The sequence below is a fragment of the Pseudomonas grandcourensis genome (genome assembly GCF_039909015.1).
Taxonomy (GTDB): Bacteria; Pseudomonadota; Gammaproteobacteria; order Pseudomonadales; family Pseudomonadaceae; genus Aquipseudomonas; species Aquipseudomonas grandcourensis.
Genome location: NZ_CP150919.1, coordinates 4,369,484 through 4,391,228 on the forward strand (window position 1 = coordinate 4,369,484; position 21,745 = coordinate 4,391,228).

The window sequence follows — 21,745 nt, forward strand, 5'->3', positions numbered from 1 at the left end:
TGAAATTACCCCATATATAAAACTATACGTACCGTATTGTCAACGAGGCGACCATCGCTTGATTAAGCCGTCAGAAGGGGGGTATTACAGGTCTAACACCATACGAGGTGTCTTGCTTCCCGAGCAGCAGACAAAGAGCGTCTTGCCTGCCTGCTTTTCCGCCTCGCTCAGAATTGAATCGCGATGGTCTGGCGTGCCCTCCAGCACCCGCACTTCACAAGCACCACAGATGCCTTCGCGACAGGAATGCATCATCTCAACACCGTTTTCAATCAGCGCATCGAGTATGCTTTTGCCCTGCTCCATCCTGAGAGTCTTCCCGGTCCTCGCCAGTACGATCTCATACCCACCCGACGTCGCGGCTTCCTGCAGCGGTATAAAGCTCTCGAAGTGAACCCTGCCATCAGAGATGGACAGCGCCTTTGCTTGCTCGGAATAGACCTGAATCATCCCAGCCGGCCCACAACAATAGTAATGTCGGGTTCCATCATCACCACGGAAAACCTCCTGAATGTGAGCGACGGTAGCCTCCACGTCGTACCCCAACAGCAACTGGACCTTGTCCTGGGTGATGTGGCCTTGCATCGCGTCGATCAACGCGGCGTGGTTAACACTACGAGCGAAGTAATGCAGCTCCCAGTCCATTTTTTTGCTATTCAAGTACTGCGCCATACACCAAAGCGGCGTAACCCCTATCCCACCCGCGATCAGCACAGAACGGTGCTCGCCTTCAGCAAGGGGGAACAGGTTTCTTGGCTCACTGACCTGCAACCTGTCCCCAGGACGCAAGCGTTCGTGAATCATGATCGATCCACCACGACTTTTAGGGTCTTTGGCTACCGCTATGACGTAACGATTTCTCTCGGAAGGATCGTTCAGCAAGGAGTAACTACGCAGAGGAATACCCTCTGCAATGACGTCAATGTGCGCCCCTGGAGTAAATGCAGGAAGCGTCACACCCTCCAGCCCTTTTAACTCATACGCCAGTACCCCATCTGCCTCATGGGTGACTGATTTGATGTACACCTGGAATGTGTTTGGCATTTCGCAACCTAGCCCGAACCATGGATTGTTAGTGGAGCGTTCGGCCGCCAGCTCATCGAGCTGACGGCCTGACGGGCTCAGAGATAAGTCATTCTGCGTTCTTGACGCTTCTGCTCCGTGTAGTCCTGAATGACGGTCCCAACAGGAATCATGTCAGCCAACGCTCTCAATGAACGGTAGTCGCTCGCCTGCGCCTGGACGCTGTCTTCATTGGCTTCCGATTGACGAATCCGCTCCATCAATTCACGCCGTAAACGGACAATTGCGAGATCCCCGCTACCCAGGAACTCTCGCGTCCGATCGACAATGGGAATGCTCTCGGCAACGGCGTAATCCTCAAAAATAACGCCCGGAACGCCTGTCCAGCTCCGACCGGCACGCATTGCTTCGCGATCTTGCCCATAGTTGAGAAGACCTTGGCGGGACGCTGCGAAGTTGTCGTCGGATTCATCAGTACCATCCAGCGCGAAATCCGGGAGGTTTTCATCGATAGGTTGGCGCGAATCCCAATAGACATACCACTGAAGACTGCGCGTATTGTTAACCGGCACTACGATGATCAGAAATCCCGCTTCTTGTTCGGTGGTACCAATGAACGCGCTCGCCGGTGCTACAAACTCGGTCACCCGAAGGTAGTCCTGCTCCTGACCCGTGGTGCGCAACGAATACGACCGTAAGCCATACGGCTTGCTCTCGAGCGTGTACTTGGGGGTGTCGTTGCCAGTGACGAGCTGGAGCCCGGCCTGGGGAAGCTCCGGGTTCGCCGTGGTGTCATGGTGCAGCAGTCCGATATGGGCCGAGTCCATTAACGTTTCGACGTTTTGCAACCAGTTCGCTTCGTTATAGGAAGCCCGCGGTCTGGCGTGCTTACGATCAAAATAGGTGAATGCATAATCAGTGAAGGCCGGCGCTTCGCCCTCACCCAAGTACACCCAGACAATACCGCCACCCTCTCGCACCTCGAACCCTTGCCCCTTTACCTTTTTGCAAAAAGCCTGGTCCTTCTCGGTTGGCATTTTGGTGCAGTTGCCCTGCGTGTCAAAACTCCAGCCGTGGAAGATGCAAGTCAGGCGGTTTCCTTCATTTCTACCGAGCGCGAGCGAAACGCCGCGATGGGGGCATGCCTCATGGAGGAATCCGACATGACCATCATCCGCGCGAAAGGCGACATATTTTTCGCATAGCAATTCGACACGTTGTGGCGTTCCTCCCGGCTCAAGCGCCTCACTGCGCAGCGCAGGAATCCATTGTCTTTTCCAATACCTGTGCAGAGGTGTGCCAGGGGAAACGTCCGTCAGCAGGCGGTTCTGTTCAGCGGTCAGCATAGCGAGCCCCGTTCTTGTTTTTTAGAAGAGCCGCAGCTAGGCGGCCAAAACTATCTTAATAACAAAGTATCTCAGTCTTTAAGATAGTTTTAGGCTATTCTCGCTTTTAGAGCTCGTCAAGAAAATTCGTTAGCATGTTAACGCTTTGCCGTGAGCGCTCCGTCGACTCCCGTGCACTGAGGTTCATCGCCTCAATGACAGCCCTGGCAGCGCCATAGCTGCAGGGCACACCCGGTTCACACTGAGGTATGATCACCTCAAAGCCACCTGATGGATTTTGCATGAGCGATTTATTGTTTCCTGCCGCCAGCCCTGAGGCCGTTGCGCAAGCATGGCGTAACGAACGTCCGGATCTGGATCACCATGGATTGGCGATTACACTCCGAATCCGAAGCCTCGCCATGTTGATCGATCACCACATAGAGGTAATCGCGGACGACCTTGAACTGGGGATGAAGGATCTCATGCTGCTGTTCGCTTTACGGCGAAGCGGCCCGCCTTACTGCATGCGCCCTACCGATGTCTTTCGTCTGCTGAAGGTGACGTCGGGCGCCGCCACCTATCGAGCGGACAAATTGGTAGAACGCGGCGTCGCCAACCGTATTCCCGATCCACGTGATCGCCGAGGCCAATTGATTCAATTGAGTGAGGAAGGAATGCGTTTGGTAGATGTCGCTATCACCCGTCTGGCGGAATCGAGTTCAAAATGCCTCGATTCGCTCGATAGCAAAGAAGGTGAGCTTGATCAGATTGGCCATCTGTTGCATTCGTTGGAGGCCGGGTGGATGGAGATTACCCCCCTTAGTGAAAACCCGCTCGCACGCTCTGACGATTCTGGTCTGTGATGAGCAGTCCAAAACGGTGGATGAGTGGATGTCGCCGATTGGAAAAGCAGACACCCCTTTCAGGGCTTGATCTTTTTAAGATCTTCGAGTAATTCGAGCAGTTTCTGCAATTTTTTCTCACCAAACTGCCGCTGGATCTCGAGGTAATTGCGCTCCATCCCTTCGCTCATCGACAAAAAGCATTCATACCCTTGCTCGGTCAGATTGAGGAAAATGCGGCGCTGATCTTCAGCCGATTTCCTGCGAATGACCAGTCCATCGCGCTCCAGGCGCTTGAGCACACCACTCATGCTGGGCTTTAGAATACAAGCCTGATGTGCCAACTGATGACTTTCCAGTTCGCCCTGTTGGCGAAGAATTCGAATGACTCGCCACTGCTGCTCGGTCAAGTCATGATCGTTCAGGCCAGGACGGAAAAACGTCATAACCGCTTCGCGAGCCTGGAGCAAAGTGAGTGTCAGGGAAGGTCTGGGATTGGGCATATTGAGTGGACTATGTGAACCAGCCAACAGCTTACGGTTGGTGCTTCAGTAGCGCAACCGGCTGGAGGTCGCCGCGCACCTGTCCCCAGAAACAACCCCGCTGCAGTCACCCGAAATACAGGTCATTAGCGAAACCCCGAATGTCGCAGGCGATACTCTCCTGGCGTTATTTGTGCGTTGCGTTGGAAAAAACGATTGAAATACGCCGGATCCCTGAAACCCAGCAGGTAGCAGATTTCATTTGCCGAGCTGCCCGTGAACAACAGCAAACGCTTGGCTTCCTGCATGACCCTTTCGAACACCAGGCGTTTGGACGGCAAATCGGCAATACGCCTACAGACATCGTTAAGCCGAGCTTCGGTAACGCCAATGGCCTGCGCATAACGGCCAAGCGCCCAGTGCTCCAGATAATGCTCTTCAATCAGTGCATTGAATCGATGAAAGATCTGCAAGTCTTCACGTCGCGTAGGCGTCGCTTCGAGAGGGTTTGCGCACAGCCTTAATACGCTGACCATGATCAGTCGAGTCAGGCTTAGCACCGCTGCGCTGTGACCGGCGGCCCCACTGTTCATCTCCCCTCGCAGCTCTTCGAATAAAAATGCCAGACGCCGCGATTCGCTTTGCTGCTCAGGCTTGAGGTGATCAAGCGCCACACAGGCTGCGGGAAGTTGCGGCCCCAATGCCAGCCCAGGATCGCTTTCGATCAATTGCCAGATCAACTGCTGGCGAACGGTGAGCACGTGGCCATCGCTGTCCGCCTCCGTCACGAAGGAATGGGGAATCGTCGGTGGGGTGAGAAAAAACATGGGGCCAGACTCGACGTACTGCTGATCATCGAGATAAACCCTCACCGTTCCGCTCTTGACGTAATGCACCTGAAAAAATCGATCGTGGCGGTGCACTGGCATGTTGCGACCAAAGAAACCCGCCAGGTTGCCGAGCTTGTCGTAATGCACTTCGCTATCGCTGTAACGCTGATCGTAGACCTGGCCGATGTTGATGTTAGGAATTGGATACCGATCGTTCATCACACATTTCTCATTTTTCTTGTCCCGACATCCCCCGCCCCCATGGTGCACTCGTTGCGAGTAAATCGCCATGAACGATAAGGCGCTTGACGATCATTAACATATTAATTATAACGATAACATGTTAACAATAATTAGGCCGGACACCTCCCGTCCCGCCACTGCCAGGAGAGAAGCATGAGCCATGCCTTGCATGACATCGCGACCGGCACCTTGCTCGGTGTAGCGCTGAACTACCAGGGATTGCTGCTGAAGCGCCTTTCTGAATTCGAGCAATCGCCGTACCAAAAGCTGCCCGTCAAACCGGTTCTGTTCATCAAGACGCCCAATACGCGCAACGTACATGGCGGCGCCGTGGTGCATCCTGGTGCAGGAATTTCATTGCAGCCTGGGCCGGCTCTGGGGGTGGTGATTGGCAAAGATGCGAGTCGAGTCAGCGCTGACGAGGCTCTGGATCATGTTGCTGGCTATACCATCGTCAACGAATTCAGCCTTCCGGAACAGAGTTACTACCGCCCTGCCGTGAAAGCAAAATGTCGCGATGGTTTCTGTGCCATCGGCCCGGAGTTCGTACCGCGTGAACAGCTTGCCAATCCGCACGACTTGTCCCTGCAACTACGAGTCAATGGCGAGCTTCGACAAGAAGACTCCACCGCAAACTTCGTACGCAAGATTCCTCAGTTAATCGCCGAAATCAGCGAGTTCATGACCTTGTATGCCGGAGATGTGTTGATCACCGGCACACCTTTGGGTCGTGTCGATGTCCTGCCTGGTGACCGCGTAGACGTAGAAATCCAAGGTCTGGGATGCCTGACCAATGTCATCGTTGCCGAGCAGGAGGGCACCGTATGAAACACGCTCGTATCCGATTCGAAAGTCAAATACATTCCGTCACGGTCGATGCAGACAACATCGTGCATCTGAGCGACGGCCGCTCCCTCGGCGAAGACCAGGTCGAGTGGCTGCCACCGGCCAATGGCACCATGTTTGCCCTCGGCCTGAACTATGCCGATCACGCTGCCGAACTCGCCTTCGCGCCGCCAACCGAACCGTTGGTGTTCGTTAAATCTACGGGCACCTATACCGGCCACAATCAGATCACCTGGAGACCTGACAACGTTGCCTACATGCACTACGAGTGCGAACTGGTTGCGGTCATCGGCAAGCCTGCGCGCAACGTCAAGCGTGAAGATGCGCTGAGCTATCTGGCGGGTTACACCGTATGCAACGACTACGCGATCCGCGATTTCCTGGAAAACTACTACCGCCCTAATTTGCGGGTAAAAAACCGTGACGCCACGACCCCGGTCGGTCCATGGATTGTCGATGTTGCAGATGTCCCCGAACCAGGCAATCTGAAACTGCGCACTTGGATCAATGGTGAGCTTCGCCAGGAAGGCTCGACCAAAGACATGATCTTCGATATCCCTTACCTGATCGAATACCTGTCCAGTTTCATGACCCTGCAGCCAGGCGACATGATCGCCACCGGTACGCCCGAAGGCCTTGCAGATGTAGTTCCGGGTGATGAGGTGATCGTGGAAGTCGAAGGCGTTGGACGCCTCGTCAATCGAATTGTCAGCGAAGCGGATTTTTTCTCCGCGCGTAAAGAGGCTTGAACATTATGATCAAACATTGGATCAATGGCCGTGAGGTCGAAAGCAAAGACACCTTCACCAACTACAATCCGGCCACCGGCGAAGCGATTGGTGAAGTGGCCAGTGGCGGTGCCGAAGAAGTCGCACAAGCGGTGGCGGCGGCCAAGGAAGCCTTTCCTAAATGGGCCAATACCCCAGCCAAAGAGCGTGCACGACTCATGCGCAAACTTGGCGAGCTGATTGAGCAAAACGTTCCTCATCTGGCCGAGCTGGAGACCTTGGACACGGGCCTGCCGATCCATCAGACCAAAAACGTGTTGATCCCCCGAGCTTCGCACAACTTCGATTTTTTCGCCGAAGTCTGCACCCGCATGGACGGCCACAGCTACCCGGTCGACGACCAGATGCTCAACTATACCTTGTACCAGCCGGTGGGCGTTTGCGGCCTGGTGTCCCCCTGGAACGTGCCGTTCATGACGGCGACCTGGAAGACCGCGCCGTGCCTGGCACTGGGCAACACTGCCGTGCTTAAAATGTCCGAGCTGTCGCCGCTGACGGCCAACGAGCTGGGTCGTCTGGCTGTCGAAGCCGGTATTCCGAACGGTGTGCTCAACGTCATACAGGGCTATGGTGCGACTGCCGGTGACGCGCTGGTTAGGCACCCGGACGTACGAGCGATCTCCTTCACCGGCGGCACCGCCACCGGCAAGAAAATCATGCAATCCGCCGGCCTGAAAAAGTATTCCATGGAGCTGGGCGGCAAGTCCCCGGTGCTGATCTTCGAAGATGCCGATCTAGAGCGTGCCCTCGACGCGGCGCTGTTCACCATCTTCTCGCTCAATGGCGAGCGCTGCACCGCCGGTAGCCGTATCTTCATTCAGGAAAGTGTTTACCCGCAGTTCGTGGCTGAGTTCGCGGCACGTGCCAAACGCTTGATCGTCGGGGATCCGCAAGACCCGAAAACCCAGGTCGGCTCGATGATCACCCAGGCCCACTACGACAAGGTCACCGGCTACATCAAGATCGGCATCGAAGAAGGCGCCACCCTCCTCGCCGGCGGCCTGGAGCGTCCAGCCAACCTGCCAGCCCACTTGAGCAAAGGTCAGTTTATCCAGCCGACTGTGTTCGCCGACGTGAACAATAAAATGCGAATTGCCCAGGAAGAAATCTTCGGTCCGGTGGTGTGCCTGATTCCGTTCAAGGATGAAGCCGAGGCCCTGCAATTGGCTAACGACACTGAATACGGACTAGCGTCCTACATCTGGACCCAGGACATCGGTAAGGCGCACCGAATAGCCTACGGCATCGAAGCCGGCATGGTATTCATCAACAGCCAGAATGTGCGCGATCTACGTCAGCCGTTCGGTGGAGTGAAAGGTTCCGGTACTGGGCGCGAAGGTGGCCAATACAGCTTCGAAGTGTTCGCCGAAATCAAGAACGTCTGCATTTCCATGGGCAATCATCACATCCCTCGCTGGGGACTCTGAGCAGCCGATAGCCGCTGCTGAAGACCGCGATGAGGCGCGCATCGGCTCATCGCAGTTTTCACTGGCCGCGTAATTGAACCGACAAAAATACTTTCAGGAGAATCATCATGGGCGAAGTCGTCCTGGCAGCAAAAGTCTGCCATGTGCCGTCGATGTACTTGTCCGAACTACCGGGCAAACACCACGGTTGTCGTGCTGCAGCTATCGAAGGCCATAAGGAAATAGGTCGGCGCGCGCGTGAGTTAGGTGCTGATACCGCCGTCGTCTTCGACGTGCACTGGCTGGTGAACAGCGGCTACCACGTGAACAACGGTGAGCATTTCAGCGGCGTTTACACAAGCAATGAACTTCCGCACTTCATCAAGGACATGGTTTACCACTACCCAGGCTGCCCGGAGCTCGGACAACTGATCGCCGAAGAAGCCAACGCGGCCGGTGTGCGCACGCTGTCGCATAACATCCCGAGTCTGGAACTGGAATACGGCACCCTGGTGCCCATGCGCTATATGCACATGGATGTACCTGCAGCCGAAAAACTCAAGGTGATTTCCATCGCGGCCTGGTGTGCCTGGCATCGTCTCGAAGACAGCTTCGCTTTCGGCGCCGCCGTACGCCGCGCAATCGAGAAGAGTGACCGCAAAGTCCTGGTGCTGGCCTCCGGCTCTCTTTCACACCGTTTCTCTGACGATCGCGAAGCGGAAGCCAATATCCACAACTGGACGCGCGAATTCGACAAGCAGGTCGACATGCACGTGGTCAAGCTGTGGCGCGAAGGTCGATTCAGAGAGTTCTGCGCGATGCTTCCTGACTACGCCGAGCACTGCTTCGGCGAGGGCAAAATGCACGACACTGCAATGCTCTTGGGCCTGCTGGGTGGGCCGGATTACAACAAGCCGGTCGAAGTTCTCACGGAGCCCTTTGGCAGCTCCGGGACCGGCCAGATCAACGCCATTTTCCCGCTCTGAATTTCGCTCAAGCGGCAGGGGCTCGCCCGCCGCTCGGCACAACGACCTACCAGGAGGGCACGATGCCGCATTTTATTGCCGAGTACACCGACAACATCGAGCAACAGGCCGACCTGCCGGGCCTTTTTGAAAAAGTCCACACGACACTGGGGGCCAGCGGTGTGTTTCCGCTGGGAGGTATCCGTAGCCGCGGCGTTCGACTGGATACGTGGCGTATGGCCGACGGCAAACACAATTACGCCTTTGTCCACATGACGCTGAAGGTTGGCCACGGCCGCGACCTGGCGACACGTCGACGGGTCGCTGAAAAACTGTTCGAAGTCATCACCGCCCACTTTGCACCGCTGCAGGCAGAACGTTTGCTGGCTCTGTCGTTTGAGATGATCGAGCTCCACCCCGAGCTTAATTTCAAGCTCAACAACGTGCATGCCTTCCTCAATCAGCAGGCGAACTAGAACCTTCCTCTTCCCTCGGCCACTCTCACAAAAAGTACAAAATCATGAGCATAGCCACTTCCGCTGCACAGCCTTTGAGCGATGCCGCAACATCGACCCACCGTACAGTGACCTTGCGGCTGATGCCACTGCTGCTGGTGTGCTACCTGTTTGCCCATCTTGATCGGATAAACATCGGTTTCGCGAAGATGCAGATGGGCGCCGACCTGCAATTCAGCGATACCGTCTACGGTTTCGGTGCAGGCTTGTTCTTTGTTGCCTACGCGATGTTCGGAGTACCCAGCAACATCGCCCTGGATCGCATTGGGCCACGACGCTGGATCGCTTTGTTGATGGTTGTCTGGGGGACTCTGTCGACCAGCATGCTATTGATCGAAAACGCTGAAGGTTTCTACGCGTTGCGCTTCTTGCTCGGCGTCGCCGAGGCCGGATTTTTCCCGGGCATTCTGGTCTATCTGAACCGCTGGTATCCGGCCAGCAGGCGCGCCCAGGTTACCGCGTTGTTTGCCATTGCCGTGCCGCTGGCCGGGGTTGTCGGTGGCCCTCTATCGGGCGGTATCCTGCAAGGCTTTCATGATGTTGGGGGCCTGCGTGGGTGGCAGTGGATGTTCCTGATTGAAGGCGCGCCAGTCGTACTACTCGGTTTGCTGGTACTCAAGGTGTTGCCTGACAACTTCGAGTCAGTCAGTTGGCTGAGCAGTGAGCAGAAAGAGCAACTGCGCAAGCAACTGGCTAGCGAAGAACAACGCAAACCCATCATTTCGTTTGGCGGAATACTGCGAGATCCTCAGGTCTGGCTGCTGGTGGGCATCTATTGCGCAGTCATGCTGGCGGTCAATACGCTTGCTTTCTGGATGCCTACCCTGATTCACAGCTCCGGGATTGGCAGCGATGGCAAGGTCGGCCTGCTCAGTGCCCTGCCCTACCTGGCCGGCTGCGGCTTCATGATCGCCTGCGGACGGTCATCGGATCGTCGCCGTGAACGTCGGTGGCACTTGAGTGTGCCATTGCTCATGTCGGCCCTCGGTATCGCCGTAGCCGGCCTTTTGCCTGACGACCCCTTCATGGTAATCGGCGGATTGGTGATTGCGGGTATGGGCGCGAGCGCCGCACTGCCGATGTTTTGGCAGCTACCACCCGCATTCCTGTCAAACAGCACCCAGGCGGCGGGCATCGCCCTGATCAGTTCTCTGGGAAGCATTGCCTCGTTTCTGACACCCAATCTGATTGGCTGGATGCGTGACACGACCCACAGCGCCAGTCTTGCCCTCTACGTCCTCGCGGCATTGATCGTCGCAGGCGCCTTCCTGGTGCTGCGCACGCCCGCCGCCATCGTCAATCCTCATTAAGAGATCCAAGTCATGCTCGATCAAGAATTCATCCAGCAAGCCGCTGCACAACTGGACAACGCCGAACGCTCCCGTAAGCAAGTCGGGCAGTTCTCCCTCGCGCATCCACAGATCACCATCGAAGATGCCTATGCCATTCAGCGAGCCTGGGTGGCACAGAAAATAAAGAACGGTCGTAAGCTGGTGGGGCACAAGATTGGCCTGACCTCTCGGGCCATGCAGGTCTCATCTAACATTACAGAACCGGATTACGGGGCGTTGCTTGACGACATGCTGTTCGACGAAGGCACCGACATCCCCTTCAACCGTTTTATCGTGCCGCGCGTCGAAGTGGAGTTGGCATTCATCCTCGGCAAGCCGCTCAAAGGCCCGAATGTCACTATTTTCGATGTGCTGGAGGCTACCGAATGGGTGATCCCGGCCCTGGAAATCATTGACGCGCGTATCCAGCAGATCGATCCGGAGACCAAAGCCACGCGCAAGGTCTTCGACACCATTTCCGACAATGCGGCGAACGCAGGGGTGGTAATGGGCGGCCGTGCTGTGCGCCCTCACGAGGTCGACCTGCGCAAGGTGCCCGCTGTCTTGTACCGCAATGGCGTGATCGAGGAATCAGGGGTCTCTGCCGCCGTGCTCAATCACCCGGCGAAAGGTGTCGCCTGGCTGGCGAACAAGCTCGCCCCATACGATGTCACGTTGCAACCGGGGCAAATTATTCTGGGCGGGTCGTTTACCCGTCCGGTGGCTGCGAACCCAGGCGATACCTTCCATGTCGACTACGACATGCTGGGTTCCATCTCCTGCCGCTTCGTCTGATTTCTTGAGGACCGTTTCATGGATATGCCAATCAACACATTCAAACAACGCCTGAAAAGTGGCAAGGCTCAAATCGGCCTTTGGCTCGGTCTGGCCAACCCTTACTGCGCAGAGCTGGCAGCCAATGCCGACTTTGATTGGCTATTGATCGACGGCGAGCATGCGCCCAATGATATACGCAGCATGCTTGGCCAATTGCAGGCGATAGCGCCCTACACCAGTCATCCAGTGATCCGCCCTGTCGCTGGCGACACAACGTTGATCAAACAGATTTTGGACATCGGCACCCAGACCTTACTGGTGCCGATGGTCGAAAGCGCCGAACAAGCGCGAGAGCTGGTGCGTGCCGTGCACTATCCGCCCAGTGGCGTGCGCGGTGTAGGCAGCGCGTTGGCGCGGGCGTCGCGCTGGAACAGCGTGCCCGGCTACCTGGACAAGGCTGACGAGCAAATATGCCTGCTGGTGCAGATTGAAAGCCTGAAAGGCCTGGAGAATCTGGATGCCATCGTCAACGTCGAAGGCGTTGACGGGGTGTTTATCGGCCCTGCCGACCTCAGCGCTGCGATGGGCCATCGCGGTAACCCGGGCCATCCCGAAGTTCAAGCAGTAATTGAAGACACCATCATACGAATCCGCGATGCCGGCAAAGCGCCCGGCATTCTCAGCGCCGACGAAAGATTGGCCAGACGCTACATCGAGCTCGGCGCGGCATTCGTAGCGGTCGGCGTCGACACCTCCGTACTGATGCAAGGCCTGCAAGCACTGACAAGCAAGTTCAGAAATACCCCGGCCACGATCAGTACCGGCGGTGTTTACTGATTTCAGGTTAATTGCAAATGCTCGCCGCTGGCAGACATCAATGCCAGCGGTGACCATTCCGCCTCAACGCTTCAGTGTCTTCAACTCATTGAGCAACACCAACAACGTCTGCAACTTCTCCGCGCCGTAGCGCTCCTGCAAGCGCTCATAGTTCTCTTCCATGCGCCCGCTCATACTTTCAAAGCAACGCTCTCCGGCAGCGGTCAGTTTCACCAGCACTCGGCGCTGGTCGTGTTCTGAGCGCCGTCGTTCGACCAACTCTGCGGTCTCCATCCGCGCCAGTACGCCAGTCATGCTGGGCTTGAGAATACATGCCAAGTCCGCCAAGCGATTGATCTCCAGTTCGCCCTGCTGACTGAGAATCCGCACTACCCGCCATTGTTGCTCAGTGAGGCCTATATCTTTCAGAGAAGGCCGGAAAAAGCTCATGGCCACTTCCCGGGCCTGGAGCAGGTTGAGTGTCAGAGACTGTCGGTGCTTGGGCATTTAGAAACGGCTCAAAAATCAGTTAGCATGTTAATTATCTTATCACGCCGAAATAGCGATGACGTTTCTAGCGTCCATAAAAAAACGGCGCATTTAGGCGCCGTCCATTTAATCGCTAACCAGAGCACGTCAGAGCCTGATAACCGCTTTCAACACAGTCTTGAAGGTTTCCAATTGATCGTCACTGAATTGACTGAAGACTTTTTCCTGCTGTTCTCGGGCTATTGTCCATAATCCTTCTGTTTCATCGATACCTTTAACGGTCAGACGCAAGCGCTTATCTTCTTCACAGACCAGCCCCTTACGAGTGAGATTGGCGACGGCCTCTTCGATTTCCCGCTCGGGCATCGCCACCTCCCGTTGCAGATCCGTGAGGCTCAACCCTGCATCGTTCTCCAGCACCATCAACATACGCGCCTCACTTGTCCGCAAACCTGTCGACAATTGCCGCGGCTGATAGCTTGCCTGATACGCGCGCAATGCTTGGGTCATGAGGTAGTACAAATTGTGGCTCAGCCTTCCTTGGAAGTGGCTGCTAGGCGGCTGACCTTCAGCACTTTTTGTCATGCGCGTGTGGGGCAACACCATGGAGTATGCGCCCTGGTGGTACAGCAACGGCGAACGACCAAAATCATCGAAAGCCACTACCTTACCGATCATGATCCAATGATCACCACCGTCCACCTGCTGATATTTTTCGCACTGAAAACGCGCGGAGCAATCAGCAAGAATGGGCGCCCCTCCGTGACCTGACTCGTATTCGATGCCAGCAAAACGATCGTCTTTCGGACGAGCGAAATTGTTCGACAAATCAATTTGATCTGCAGCAAGCACATTCACGGCAAAGTGGGTAGCGGCAGCAAATACATCATGACTGGTTGATCGCTTATCGATACTCCAGAGAATCAACGGCGGATCGAGCGACACCGAGTTGAAGCTATTGGCCGTCACCCCCACTTTTCGGCCATCGTGATCGGCGGCTGTCACCACTGTCACACCGGTGGCGAAGTTACCTAAGGCGCGGCGAAATGCACGCGAATCGAAGGCAGAAGAAGCTGCAATTTCATTAATATCGGACATGCAAGACTCCCGAGCACGCCCCCTGGGCGCGCTCTGATTATTTTTATGAGGGGCTTGTGGCTTGAGGGCGAACGGCCTTAGGCCATTGAGGGATCGGGCTCAAGACCCATCAGTTCGCGACCAAGTATCTGTGCACAAACGTCATAGTCGGTATAGGCGTGCGCCCCCGTAAGATGTGCGTCGCGGAAAAGGCGTTGCAACTCGTTGGTTTCAAACCAGGCGCCGCCGCCGGCCGCTTCCATCAGACGGTCCACAGCCTGGATACACATTTTCGTGGCATAGCCTTGATTGGTACGCCAGAACGTGAGCGTGGTGCGGCTAGGGTACTCGTGGCGCTCGCTGTATTCGGCAATCTCCTCCCAGCTTTTTTCCAGCAACGCTCGGGCAGCCGCAACTTGATGCGTGGATTCGGCCAGGCGCATCAATGCCGGGGTGGCTGCGCCGACAGCGGCACCGGTGTAGGCACGGACGCGGTTGCGGGTTTTCTCGCGAAAGACATCCAGCATGCGCTCGGCAATACCCAGGCTGACAGTCGAAAAACCGCTGGCGAAATAAGGCCGATAAGGGGCGAAGAAAATCTTGCTGTCCGGATACAAACCAAAGCCCGCCGACTTGCCTTCGATCATGTCCTTGGCTTTCTGGATTCGGTGCTCGGGCACGAAAGCATTCTTGACGATCAGGGTTTTGCTACCGCTGCCACGCATACCAACGGCAAACCAGTCATCACGAATTTCGTAGTCACTGCTTGGCAGCACCGCGAAACAATAATCCCGAGTGCCTTCGGCATTCTCACGAAAGAACCCCATGATGGCCCATTCGGCATGATCACAGCCTGAACTCCATCCCATCTCACCACTGAAAGTGACGCCTCCCTCCACCTCCTCGGTGCGCCCAAAAGGCGCGATGCTGCTACTGGCAGTAGCATCGGGGTCATTTCCCCACATCTCATCCTGCAGCTTGCTGGAAAACATTGCGATTTGATGACTGTGAGTACATAGAAGGCTCATGGCCCAGGCCGTGCTGGCACAGGAACCGGCCAACAATGCGATGCAGTCGGCAAACTGAGGCAGAGAGATCTCCATGCCGCCGTACTTTTTCGGCTGCAACGCATGGTGCATACCAATACCTTTGAGCAAAGCGATATTTTCGGCGGGAACACAACGCGCGCGTTCGGCCTCGAAGGCATTAGCCGCGATAGTAGGCAGAACACCTTTCAGGTCTTCCAGCAGCGGGTTTGGAGTTTTCATGGGCGGTCTCTTTATTATTGGATAGTGGCGCTCCGCTTGGCAGACGCTTGCGAACATCGCCAGAAGGCACCGTACGCTAGATGGCAAGCGGGTAAGCGCGTCAGCACCCGGTCAGTATGAGGTGCTGGGGCACTACGAAAAATGCACGTTACAAATAGAAGATTGCACTTTTCATAGAGTCTTTAAGCAACGAACAAAACGCGAAGAAGAATGGACCTGAAAGTGATGTTCATCGCTGACTGTTTAAAGATGGCCGCTGCCCTTCCCTCCTGACTTGCCCCCCGCGCCGCCGACTTACCGACAACAGATCCGAGCGAAAAACCTCATATAAACGAAACGCAATGACTTGTAGAGTGTCGACCAAGCGAAGCAATTTTCACTGCAACAAAGCCTTCTGCTTGAGCACCCTAGCCCGCGCTAAAAACAACAAAACAAGCTTATTACGAGCGAACATTTTCCTGCTGGATTGAGCACAGCCAAGGTAGAATTTTTCACGCACAGGCAATATACTGAACACTGCGTATACTAATTATTTCCTTGACGAGAGCCATCCTGGGCTTTTGTTTTTTAGAAACAAATGCACCTGGGTAAGGGATCTTGAAAATGTCGACTAACAAACCTGTATCGACCACCAAATCGATAGTGGGTCGCCCACGAAGCGAAGCTACACGCCGTCAGATCCTGGATGCCACCATCAGGCTGCTGCAGGAAAAATCCATTCAAGCCATCTCAATCGAGGCGATAGCACGAGAAGCTGGCGTTAGTAAATCAACCATATACCGGTGGTGGGACTCCAAAGCGTTAGTCGTTATCGACGCGTTCATAGAGAACCAAATGTTGAAGACAGCCTTGCCACGAGAACTGGGTCCGAGAGAGGCAATTGCTCAGCACTTCCGCTCCCTCGTAGACCAATACTCTGGTTGGGCCGGTCGACTGGTCGCACAAATACTCGCGGAAGGTCAGTCAGATCCCTCTACTTTGAGAGATTTTCGAGAGCGGTTTCATTATGGAAGGCGCGCGATAATTCGAGAAACGCTAGAGGAATGGAGGGTGAGCGGCGAGATATCTCCCGATACGGATATCGAGATACTGATGGACTTGATTTACGGGGCCGTTTACATGCGACTCATGATTGGACACGCCCCACTTAACCAAGCGTTTGCCGAGTCGCACATAAACTTTGTGTACCACTTACTGGGTGTCAAGAGCACTGACCCCGAGGCCTAGTCGTTATTGGTCAAGTTCAGTGCGCAGGCGTTGAGTTGATCGGATACCGACGTCGAGCCATTGGAAACGAACACCCCGCTCATCTCGCTATAAGACTGATCGAAATGCTCGCCCCAATTGGGTCATTTCTTTTGCGTAGCGCGGACGAGCTTATCGGCAACGCCCATCAGCACATTGTTACCGGCTACCCAGACGCCCAGGTTCTGAACCGGACTGGAACGTTTGGCTTTCGGATCCTCGCGTCCCATCTCCGGGTTTTTATGACAGGCAACCGGCGCGTTGAGTACCAGCCTGCGTAAACAGGAATTGGCATGGTCGCACCACACGATCTCAGCCTCACGACCTTCGATTACCTTCAACGCATAATCAGGGTCGGCCAGCATCTGTCGTGCCAGCATGCTTGCATCGACATCGCCGTCCCAAATAGCCGCCGCCGCTTGCCGGGGATCTGGAGTACTGGAAAGGAACAGGAGCACCCCGCTACCCAGTGCCTTGCGGAAGGCCTGCGGCTCCCCGTGGTTCAGCATGTTGCCGGAAGTACTCGGCACATTGTCACGCATCGACTCGTAGTTGCCCTCGCTTAGCGAGATGAAGTCTAGGCCGACCTCGGCGATGTGCACTGCGACCTCAGCGTAACCCTCCGGCCCCTGGCCGTCGGGCATATGGTCATTCACACTCATACGCACCCCCACCGGATAATCCGGGCCGACTTCGGCGCGCACTGCTGCAACCACATCGCGCAAGGCTCTAGCGCGATTCGCAACCGAACCACCGTATTCATCGGTGCGTTGATTGGCCAGCGGGGACAAAAAGGACGAGTAGAAGTAGCACATGTGTGCGCCAATCTCGACGCCATCGAAACCACTAGCCTTGGCCCGGCGTGCACCGGCGACGACGCTCGCCTCGATGTCCTTGATCTCCTGGATGCTGGCCTCGTGTGGCACTGGTGTTATTCGGCCACCGGGGATAAAGAGATGGTTGGGCAAGCCGCCAGCCCCCAGGTTCACCGGCTTCGGGCTGGCCGCCAAAATCCACTGACCGTTGCGCGGCACGCCCATGCGGCCGAAGCTCGGAAACAGCTGCGCGAACACTGCTGCACCACATTCATGTACAGCATCGGACACACGCTTGAGGTCATCGACGAAAGCGTCTTTGTCAAAGCGAAGGTTTGGCGAAAACGGCGACTCATTCCAGGCTCGTTCGCTGCATACCGATCCACCAACGATGACCAGGCCCACCCCGCCCTGCGCACGACGCTTGAGGAACGCGATGGTCTGCTCACTTGGGCGGCCGTCCTCGGTCGGGCGAAGTACCGCCATCGGCCCAAGGATAATGCGGTTTTTAATCTGCAATCCATTGATCTGCAGCGGGCTTGCCAGCACCTTGGCTGCATTGCTTGTATTCATCGAAATGTTGGTCATGGTCAAAACTACTCTTGCCTGTATAGGGTCGGCTTGCCGGGTTCAATCAACTGAATCCGAATCGACTTACATGATTGAGCTGGCGCCACCGTCCACGGGAATATTGATCCCAGTGACCCATTTAGACTCATCAGAGGTCAGGTAAAGGCCTGCCCAAGCGACAGCGATCGGCTCGCCCGGCTTACCCGTCAGGGTGCGCTCCACGATCGGGGCCACGGGTGCCTTGTCGCCAAACTCCCGATACATCGCCTGAACCGGCGGGGTGTTCATTACACCAGGGCTGACCGAGTTAACCCGTACACCAACAGCGACGCCTTCTGCGGCCAGTTGGCGCGTCAAGGCAAGGACCGCCCCCTTCGCCGCGGCATGCGCAGCCTGCGGCAACGTTCTCGCTCCCTGCATGCCAGCACCGGAGCCGATGTTGACGATGGCACCTTTGGACTTCACCAGATATGGCCAGGCAAGCTGGCAAGCACGCCAGACGAGATCGAGCTCATTCTGAATAGTGAAGACATAATCGGCGTCGCTCTGCATCGCAAAAGGCGCAAAACGCGGCAGGCTGGCATTATTGTAAAGCGCGTCAATGCGGCCATGCCGAGCAGCAGCACCATCGATCCAACGCGCTACATCGTCGCGGTCGCTGAGGTCAACAGGAGCAACCACATCGATGGAATGACCATCGCTTTCTACCAGTTTTGCGGTTTCTGCGGCCGTCTGCGGATTGATGTCACAGCCGACAACGATTGCGCCTTCACTGGCGAACAGTCGAGCTGTCTCGCGCCCCATCCCACTGCCAATGCCGGTCAGTAAAACCACCTTGTCCTGCAATCGCTTGCTCATACCAACCCTCTCGTAAGGGACTTCATATTTTTGTTGTTTTACATCACGCCTTACGGGTACCTAGACGAAAGCAGAGGGCGGACAAAAGCCCCAACGCCAATGCCGCCCAGCCCAAGCTGCCATAGCCAACATGCAGGGCGAGCACGCCCCCCAGGAGTGGGCCAGTAGCCGAACCCGCCATGACCATCACCGGAGTGGCTGCGACCACGCGACCGGACGGATCCAGTCGCGCAAGTACCCCGAATGCGAACACATGGGTGAATGTGACGACGGCGATGAGAACTGAGGTCGCTACGATGTAAACCCCGTAACCACTAAACTGGGTCACAGCAACTGCTGCAGTGGCTTGTATCAGAGGTCCCGCCATGACTACGCCCGAGGCCGGCAAGCGGCGTTCAAGGAGATTGGAAAGGGCGACAGGTACGAGATTCACGACGCCACTGATGACAAGCACCGTGGTGATCTGCGCCGCGCTGAATCCGTGCCAGCCTCCTACACGCTCGATGAATCCGAAGACCATCGAATGGCTCACCATCAATAGACTCACGCCAGTGATGCCGAACCATACTCGCGTAGGCAACTTGGCGAGCTTGGATCGATCGTGCTGGATCGCACGGGCGACCTTCGGAAAAGCCAGCAGTGCGGCGAGTGCGGCAGCAAACATGATGCCCGACATTGTGTAGAAGAATATGTTCGGGCCGTTCTTGCCCACTAGCGGAGGCAGCGTCGCCATCACCAGGATGGACAGTAGGCTCAGCGAGCTAAATGCCATTGCCGCTGTGCGGTGCGGATTAGCAGTGCCACCCATCGTCCCGTGAACGATCGACAGGCCGCAGCCGACCGCCAGACCTGCCACGACATGCGCCGAAGCCAAAAGGGTATAGCTACCACTTACGCTTGGCATGCTGGCGAAGGCCATACCCGCCACGGCATAAGCCGCCGACGTTATGCGCTTGCGGTTGAGTCGGGATAGTTTTGGTGCAATACACAGGCTGCTGAGCACGACCGACCCGAGGAACAGAGTCAGAAGGAACCCGGCACGCTGCGGATCAAGTGCCAGTTGCCCGATCAGGACGATTCCAACCCAGATCGGCAAAGTGGTGATATCCATCAGGCCAGCGCAATGCCCGATGACGAGCGCCGCGGTACCGTAGCGGGCTTCCTTCCGGTTGCCAGCAGCCTTCGTCAGAGAGTCAGAAACAGAATGTGAGCTCATTGGTCTTTAGCCTTTAGGTAGTCGACAAGCAATTCAAGGTCGGCGTCGGTTATTTCGGTTTTACGAAATGCCGGCATGATCAGTACGCCGTTGCGAACGAAATACTTGATGAAGGCCGGGGGCATGTCAGTGCGCTCTTCCAATGCAGCCGGTAAGCTGCGGCCATACTTGGCCGCCAGCGAAGCTGTGCCAGGCATGCGTGAAGCTGCGGCGTGACAGATCGCACACCACTGATCGAAAACCTGCTTGCCACGCTGACCCGGTTCGACGTCCCTGGCCGGTTCGGAGGCGACTGCCAGACCTGCCAGCATCATCAGCACGATGAAACTGTTCGTTTTCATTTGGTGCCCTTCCTCAAATGCTTGGGCCAGATGCCGTAGCGGCCCGGCGAAAGAGTTCCGTTAGGATCGATGGCGTCCTTGATGACCTCGTTCAAGCGCAGCAGGCTGTTGTTGTTGTACGAATACAGGCCCATGGCCTGGTCCTGGAATTCCGGGTGGCAACGATATTCGCCCCAGCCATGCTGTGCGCCAATATCGAGCAGCGTCCGATACGCCTTGATGGAGGCTTTGTTCATCGCCGTATCATCGGTAATCGGGAAGCCCACGATGAAAAGGAAAGCGCGCTCGAAAAACGGCGCAGGCAACGCAAAAGGCCTGAGGTTCCAGATCGGCACATTCTGCAGCGCAGGCATGGTGCGGTGCGCTTCTTCGAAGACACGGTTGGCTTCGAGGATGCCTTGCGCAGTCTGTGGAATGACTGGAGAGAACCACATATGGCCGCGCATTGGGTGCGGGTTGCCTCCGGCACGCGTGCCCATACCGAAGAAGTCCATGTTTGGTACACCCACATCCTGTGGGTAAACCGTCCACTCAGCGGAAGCCTTGCGCGGATCGGTCTGAATCTGGCCAGCCTGAAAGCGCACTCCCTTGATCGACTTTGCGGCCAGCTCCTGTACCGCCTCCCACTGGGCCTGGATCACCTTCGGTGGTCCGTAGAACTTCAGGTTAAGCACCCAGTAAGGAATGTTGTTGTCCTGTCCATACTTCTGCAACTCTGCCGAAAAGCCGACGCTGGCTTTCGCAACCAGCTCGGCATGCGGCTTCTGCAACTGCGGCGGGCCATCATAAAATGCGTCGACAAGGTGTTTCGTGTAATTGCTGACACCCAGCAGCGGGCTACCCATTTCCGGAGCACCAGGGGCTAACCCAGTGTTCTCGACGTACTTGAGCAATTCCACTACCGCGTGCAGGTCGTCATAACGCGCGGCCATCACCATGCCATGCATGAAGGCTTCTGGTGCCGGCATCAACCAAATGCCCATCTTGGTGACAACGCCGAAATTGGACTGGGAAAAAATGCCATCCAGGATCGGCCCCATGCCCATCTTGAATTGCCCCCACGTCTGGGAACCGGGAAGCGCTCCCATTCCTGTTCGAACCACCTCCCCATTTGCCAGCACCACCTCCATTCCGCAGTGCGAATCGAAATGGTTGCGAAAGCGCGACAGCGTGTGACCTACTCCATGGTCAAGCGCATTGCCAACCACACTGCCCCAGCCGGGGTCGGCGACATCCAACCACACTTTCAGGCCACGTTCCTGGATGTAGTTATACAGATCGAAATAGCTGACGCCGGGCTCCACGATTGCGTAGCCATTGCTTTCGTTGACCTCAATGATGCGGTTCATCCGCTTCAGATCCAGCACAACACTGCCGCCATGATTGGGCGCTGAACCGCCGTAGCCGAGGTTTTTGCCGGTGGAAATCGTATAAAGCGGTATGCGGTGCTTATCGGCAATGCGCACGACCGCCTGCACCTCTTCAACCGAACCGGGCGCCACGGCAGCTGATGCGCTTCGATCCTCGGGCGTGTCGCGCAGCGGGGAATAAGAATCACGGTAGGGAAACAGATCCTCGTCCTCAACGAAGACCCATTCTTTTCCGACTACACCAGCAAACGCCTGTAGCGCGACGGAAAAAACTTCGGGGGAAACATTCGGGGGTGTTCTCATA

General features: G+C 56.1%; 22 protein-coding genes. 10 read left to right on the top strand and 12 right to left on the bottom strand.

What is annotated here, in order from left to right; genetic code table 11:
- Positions 1–84 precede the first annotated feature (84 nt).
- Together AABM52_RS19485 and AABM52_RS19490 are read right to left on the bottom strand one after the other, a co-directional pair.
- On the bottom strand, positions 85–1,044 hold the full coding sequence (locus AABM52_RS19485; protein ID WP_056723249.1) for a PDR/VanB family oxidoreductase: 960 nt from the start codon (positions 1,042–1,044) through the stop codon (positions 85–87).
- 77 nt (positions 1,045–1,121) lie between these two features.
- A complete protein-coding gene (locus tag AABM52_RS19490; protein ID WP_090454420.1) occupies positions 1,122–2,369 on the bottom strand; it encodes a Rieske 2Fe-2S domain-containing protein in 1,248 nt (415 codons plus the stop codon).
- A 281-nt stretch (positions 2,370–2,650) separates the two neighbouring features.
- Here AABM52_RS19490 and AABM52_RS19495 point away from each other — a divergent pair, with 281 nt between their 5' ends.
- Positions 2,651–3,214, top strand: a complete 564-nt coding sequence (locus AABM52_RS19495; protein WP_056723253.1) for a MarR family winged helix-turn-helix transcriptional regulator — start codon at positions 2,651–2,653, stop codon at positions 3,212–3,214.
- 59 nt (positions 3,215–3,273) lie between these two features.
- On the opposite strand, the gene hpaR (AABM52_RS19500) is transcribed toward AABM52_RS19495, so the two are convergent.
- Both hpaR (AABM52_RS19500) and hpaA read right to left on the bottom strand, forming a co-directional pair.
- On the bottom strand, positions 3,274–3,696 hold the full coding sequence (gene hpaR, locus AABM52_RS19500) for a homoprotocatechuate degradation operon regulator HpaR (RefSeq protein ID WP_056723258.1): 423 nt from the start codon (positions 3,694–3,696) through the stop codon (positions 3,274–3,276).
- Between the two features lie 125 nt (positions 3,697–3,821).
- Positions 3,822–4,724 carry a 4-hydroxyphenylacetate catabolism regulatory protein HpaA gene (gene hpaA / locus AABM52_RS19505; RefSeq protein WP_056723260.1) on the bottom strand — a complete coding sequence of 301 codons (903 nt, stop codon included), beginning with the start codon at positions 4,722–4,724 and terminating at the stop codon, positions 3,822–3,824.
- 177 nt (positions 4,725–4,901) lie between these two features.
- On the opposite strand from hpaA, the gene AABM52_RS19510 reads away from it, so the two are divergent.
- The 8 genes from AABM52_RS19510 to hpaI all read left to right on the top strand — a co-directional run bounded on the left by AABM52_RS19510 (position 4,902) and on the right by hpaI (position 12,213).
- Positions 4,902–5,576, top strand: a complete 675-nt coding sequence (locus tag AABM52_RS19510) for a fumarylacetoacetate hydrolase family protein (protein WP_218497880.1) — start codon at positions 4,902–4,904, stop codon at positions 5,574–5,576.
- On the top strand, positions 5,573–6,343 hold the full coding sequence (locus AABM52_RS19515) for a fumarylacetoacetate hydrolase family protein (protein ID WP_056723264.1): 771 nt from the start codon (positions 5,573–5,575) through the stop codon (positions 6,341–6,343). The genes AABM52_RS19510 and AABM52_RS19515 overlap by 4 nt, the downstream gene beginning before the upstream one ends.
- Positions 6,344–6,348: 5 nt before the next feature.
- Positions 6,349–7,809, top strand: coding sequence for a 5-carboxymethyl-2-hydroxymuconate semialdehyde dehydrogenase (hpaE, locus tag AABM52_RS19520; RefSeq protein WP_056723266.1), 1,461 nt, complete (start codon positions 6,349–6,351; stop codon positions 7,807–7,809).
- Positions 7,810–7,916: 107 nt separating this feature from the next.
- Positions 7,917–8,774, top strand: a complete 858-nt coding sequence (gene hpaD, locus AABM52_RS19525; RefSeq protein ID WP_056723268.1) for a 3,4-dihydroxyphenylacetate 2,3-dioxygenase — start codon at positions 7,917–7,919, stop codon at positions 8,772–8,774.
- Between the two features lie 62 nt (positions 8,775–8,836).
- Positions 8,837–9,229 (top strand): 5-carboxymethyl-2-hydroxymuconate Delta-isomerase, encoded by a 393-nt coding sequence (locus AABM52_RS19530; RefSeq protein WP_218497879.1) that lies wholly within the window; start codon positions 8,837–8,839, stop codon positions 9,227–9,229.
- Between the two features lie 44 nt (positions 9,230–9,273).
- Positions 9,274–10,578 carry an MFS transporter gene (locus AABM52_RS19535; protein WP_056723273.1) on the top strand — a complete coding sequence of 435 codons (1,305 nt, stop codon included), beginning with the start codon at positions 9,274–9,276 and terminating at the stop codon, positions 10,576–10,578.
- A 12-nt stretch (positions 10,579–10,590) separates the two neighbouring features.
- A complete protein-coding gene (hpaH, locus tag AABM52_RS19540) occupies positions 10,591–11,394 on the top strand; it encodes a 2-oxo-hept-4-ene-1,7-dioate hydratase (RefSeq protein ID WP_056723274.1) in 804 nt (267 codons plus the stop codon).
- Between the two features lie 18 nt (positions 11,395–11,412).
- A complete protein-coding gene (gene hpaI / locus AABM52_RS19545) occupies positions 11,413–12,213 on the top strand; it encodes a 4-hydroxy-2-oxoheptanedioate aldolase (RefSeq protein ID WP_218497878.1) in 801 nt (266 codons plus the stop codon).
- Positions 12,214–12,276: 63 nt separating this feature from the next.
- On the opposite strand, the gene hpaR (AABM52_RS19550) is transcribed toward hpaI, so the two are convergent.
- The 3 genes from hpaR (AABM52_RS19550) to AABM52_RS19560 all read right to left on the bottom strand — a co-directional run bounded on the left by hpaR (AABM52_RS19550) (position 12,277) and on the right by AABM52_RS19560 (position 15,026).
- Positions 12,277–12,699, bottom strand: a complete 423-nt coding sequence (gene hpaR, locus AABM52_RS19550; protein ID WP_056723279.1) for a homoprotocatechuate degradation operon regulator HpaR — start codon at positions 12,697–12,699, stop codon at positions 12,277–12,279.
- Between the two features lie 129 nt (positions 12,700–12,828).
- Entirely contained in the window at positions 12,829–13,779 is a 951-nt protein-coding gene (locus AABM52_RS19555) for a p-hydroxyphenylacetate 3-hydroxylase reductase component (RefSeq protein ID WP_090454399.1), read from the bottom strand.
- 77 nt (positions 13,780–13,856) lie between these two features.
- Positions 13,857–15,026, bottom strand: a complete 1,170-nt coding sequence (locus AABM52_RS19560; protein WP_056723282.1) for a p-hydroxyphenylacetate 3-hydroxylase oxygenase component — start codon at positions 15,024–15,026, stop codon at positions 13,857–13,859.
- A gap of 603 nt (positions 15,027–15,629) precedes the next feature.
- Between AABM52_RS19560 and AABM52_RS30565 the strand changes: the two genes are divergently transcribed.
- Positions 15,630–16,253: a TetR/AcrR family transcriptional regulator gene (locus AABM52_RS30565; protein ID WP_056723284.1), complete on the top strand. Its 624-nt coding sequence runs from the start codon at positions 15,630–15,632 to the stop codon at positions 16,251–16,253.
- A 122-nt stretch (positions 16,254–16,375) separates the two neighbouring features.
- Here AABM52_RS30565 and AABM52_RS19565 read toward each other — a convergent pair whose 3' ends face one another.
- The 5 genes from AABM52_RS19565 to AABM52_RS19585 all read right to left on the bottom strand — a co-directional run bounded on the left by AABM52_RS19565 (position 16,376) and on the right by AABM52_RS19585 (position 21,744).
- Positions 16,376–17,674: an NADH:flavin oxidoreductase gene (locus AABM52_RS19565; RefSeq protein WP_218497877.1), complete on the bottom strand. Its 1,299-nt coding sequence runs from the start codon at positions 17,672–17,674 to the stop codon at positions 16,376–16,378.
- Between the two features lie 66 nt (positions 17,675–17,740).
- On the bottom strand, positions 17,741–18,514 hold the full coding sequence (locus AABM52_RS19570; protein WP_056723287.1) for an SDR family NAD(P)-dependent oxidoreductase: 774 nt from the start codon (positions 18,512–18,514) through the stop codon (positions 17,741–17,743).
- 43 nt (positions 18,515–18,557) lie between these two features.
- Entirely contained in the window at positions 18,558–19,730 is a 1,173-nt protein-coding gene (locus tag AABM52_RS19575) for an MFS transporter (protein ID WP_056723289.1), read from the bottom strand.
- Positions 19,727–20,071 carry a cytochrome c gene (locus tag AABM52_RS19580; protein WP_082562920.1) on the bottom strand — a complete coding sequence of 115 codons (345 nt, stop codon included), beginning with the start codon at positions 20,069–20,071 and terminating at the stop codon, positions 19,727–19,729. The genes AABM52_RS19575 and AABM52_RS19580 overlap by 4 nt, the downstream gene beginning before the upstream one ends.
- Entirely contained in the window at positions 20,068–21,744 is a 1,677-nt protein-coding gene (locus tag AABM52_RS19585) for an FAD-binding oxidoreductase (protein WP_218497876.1), read from the bottom strand. The genes AABM52_RS19580 and AABM52_RS19585 overlap by 4 nt, the downstream gene beginning before the upstream one ends.
- Position 21,745 lies beyond the last annotated feature (1 nt).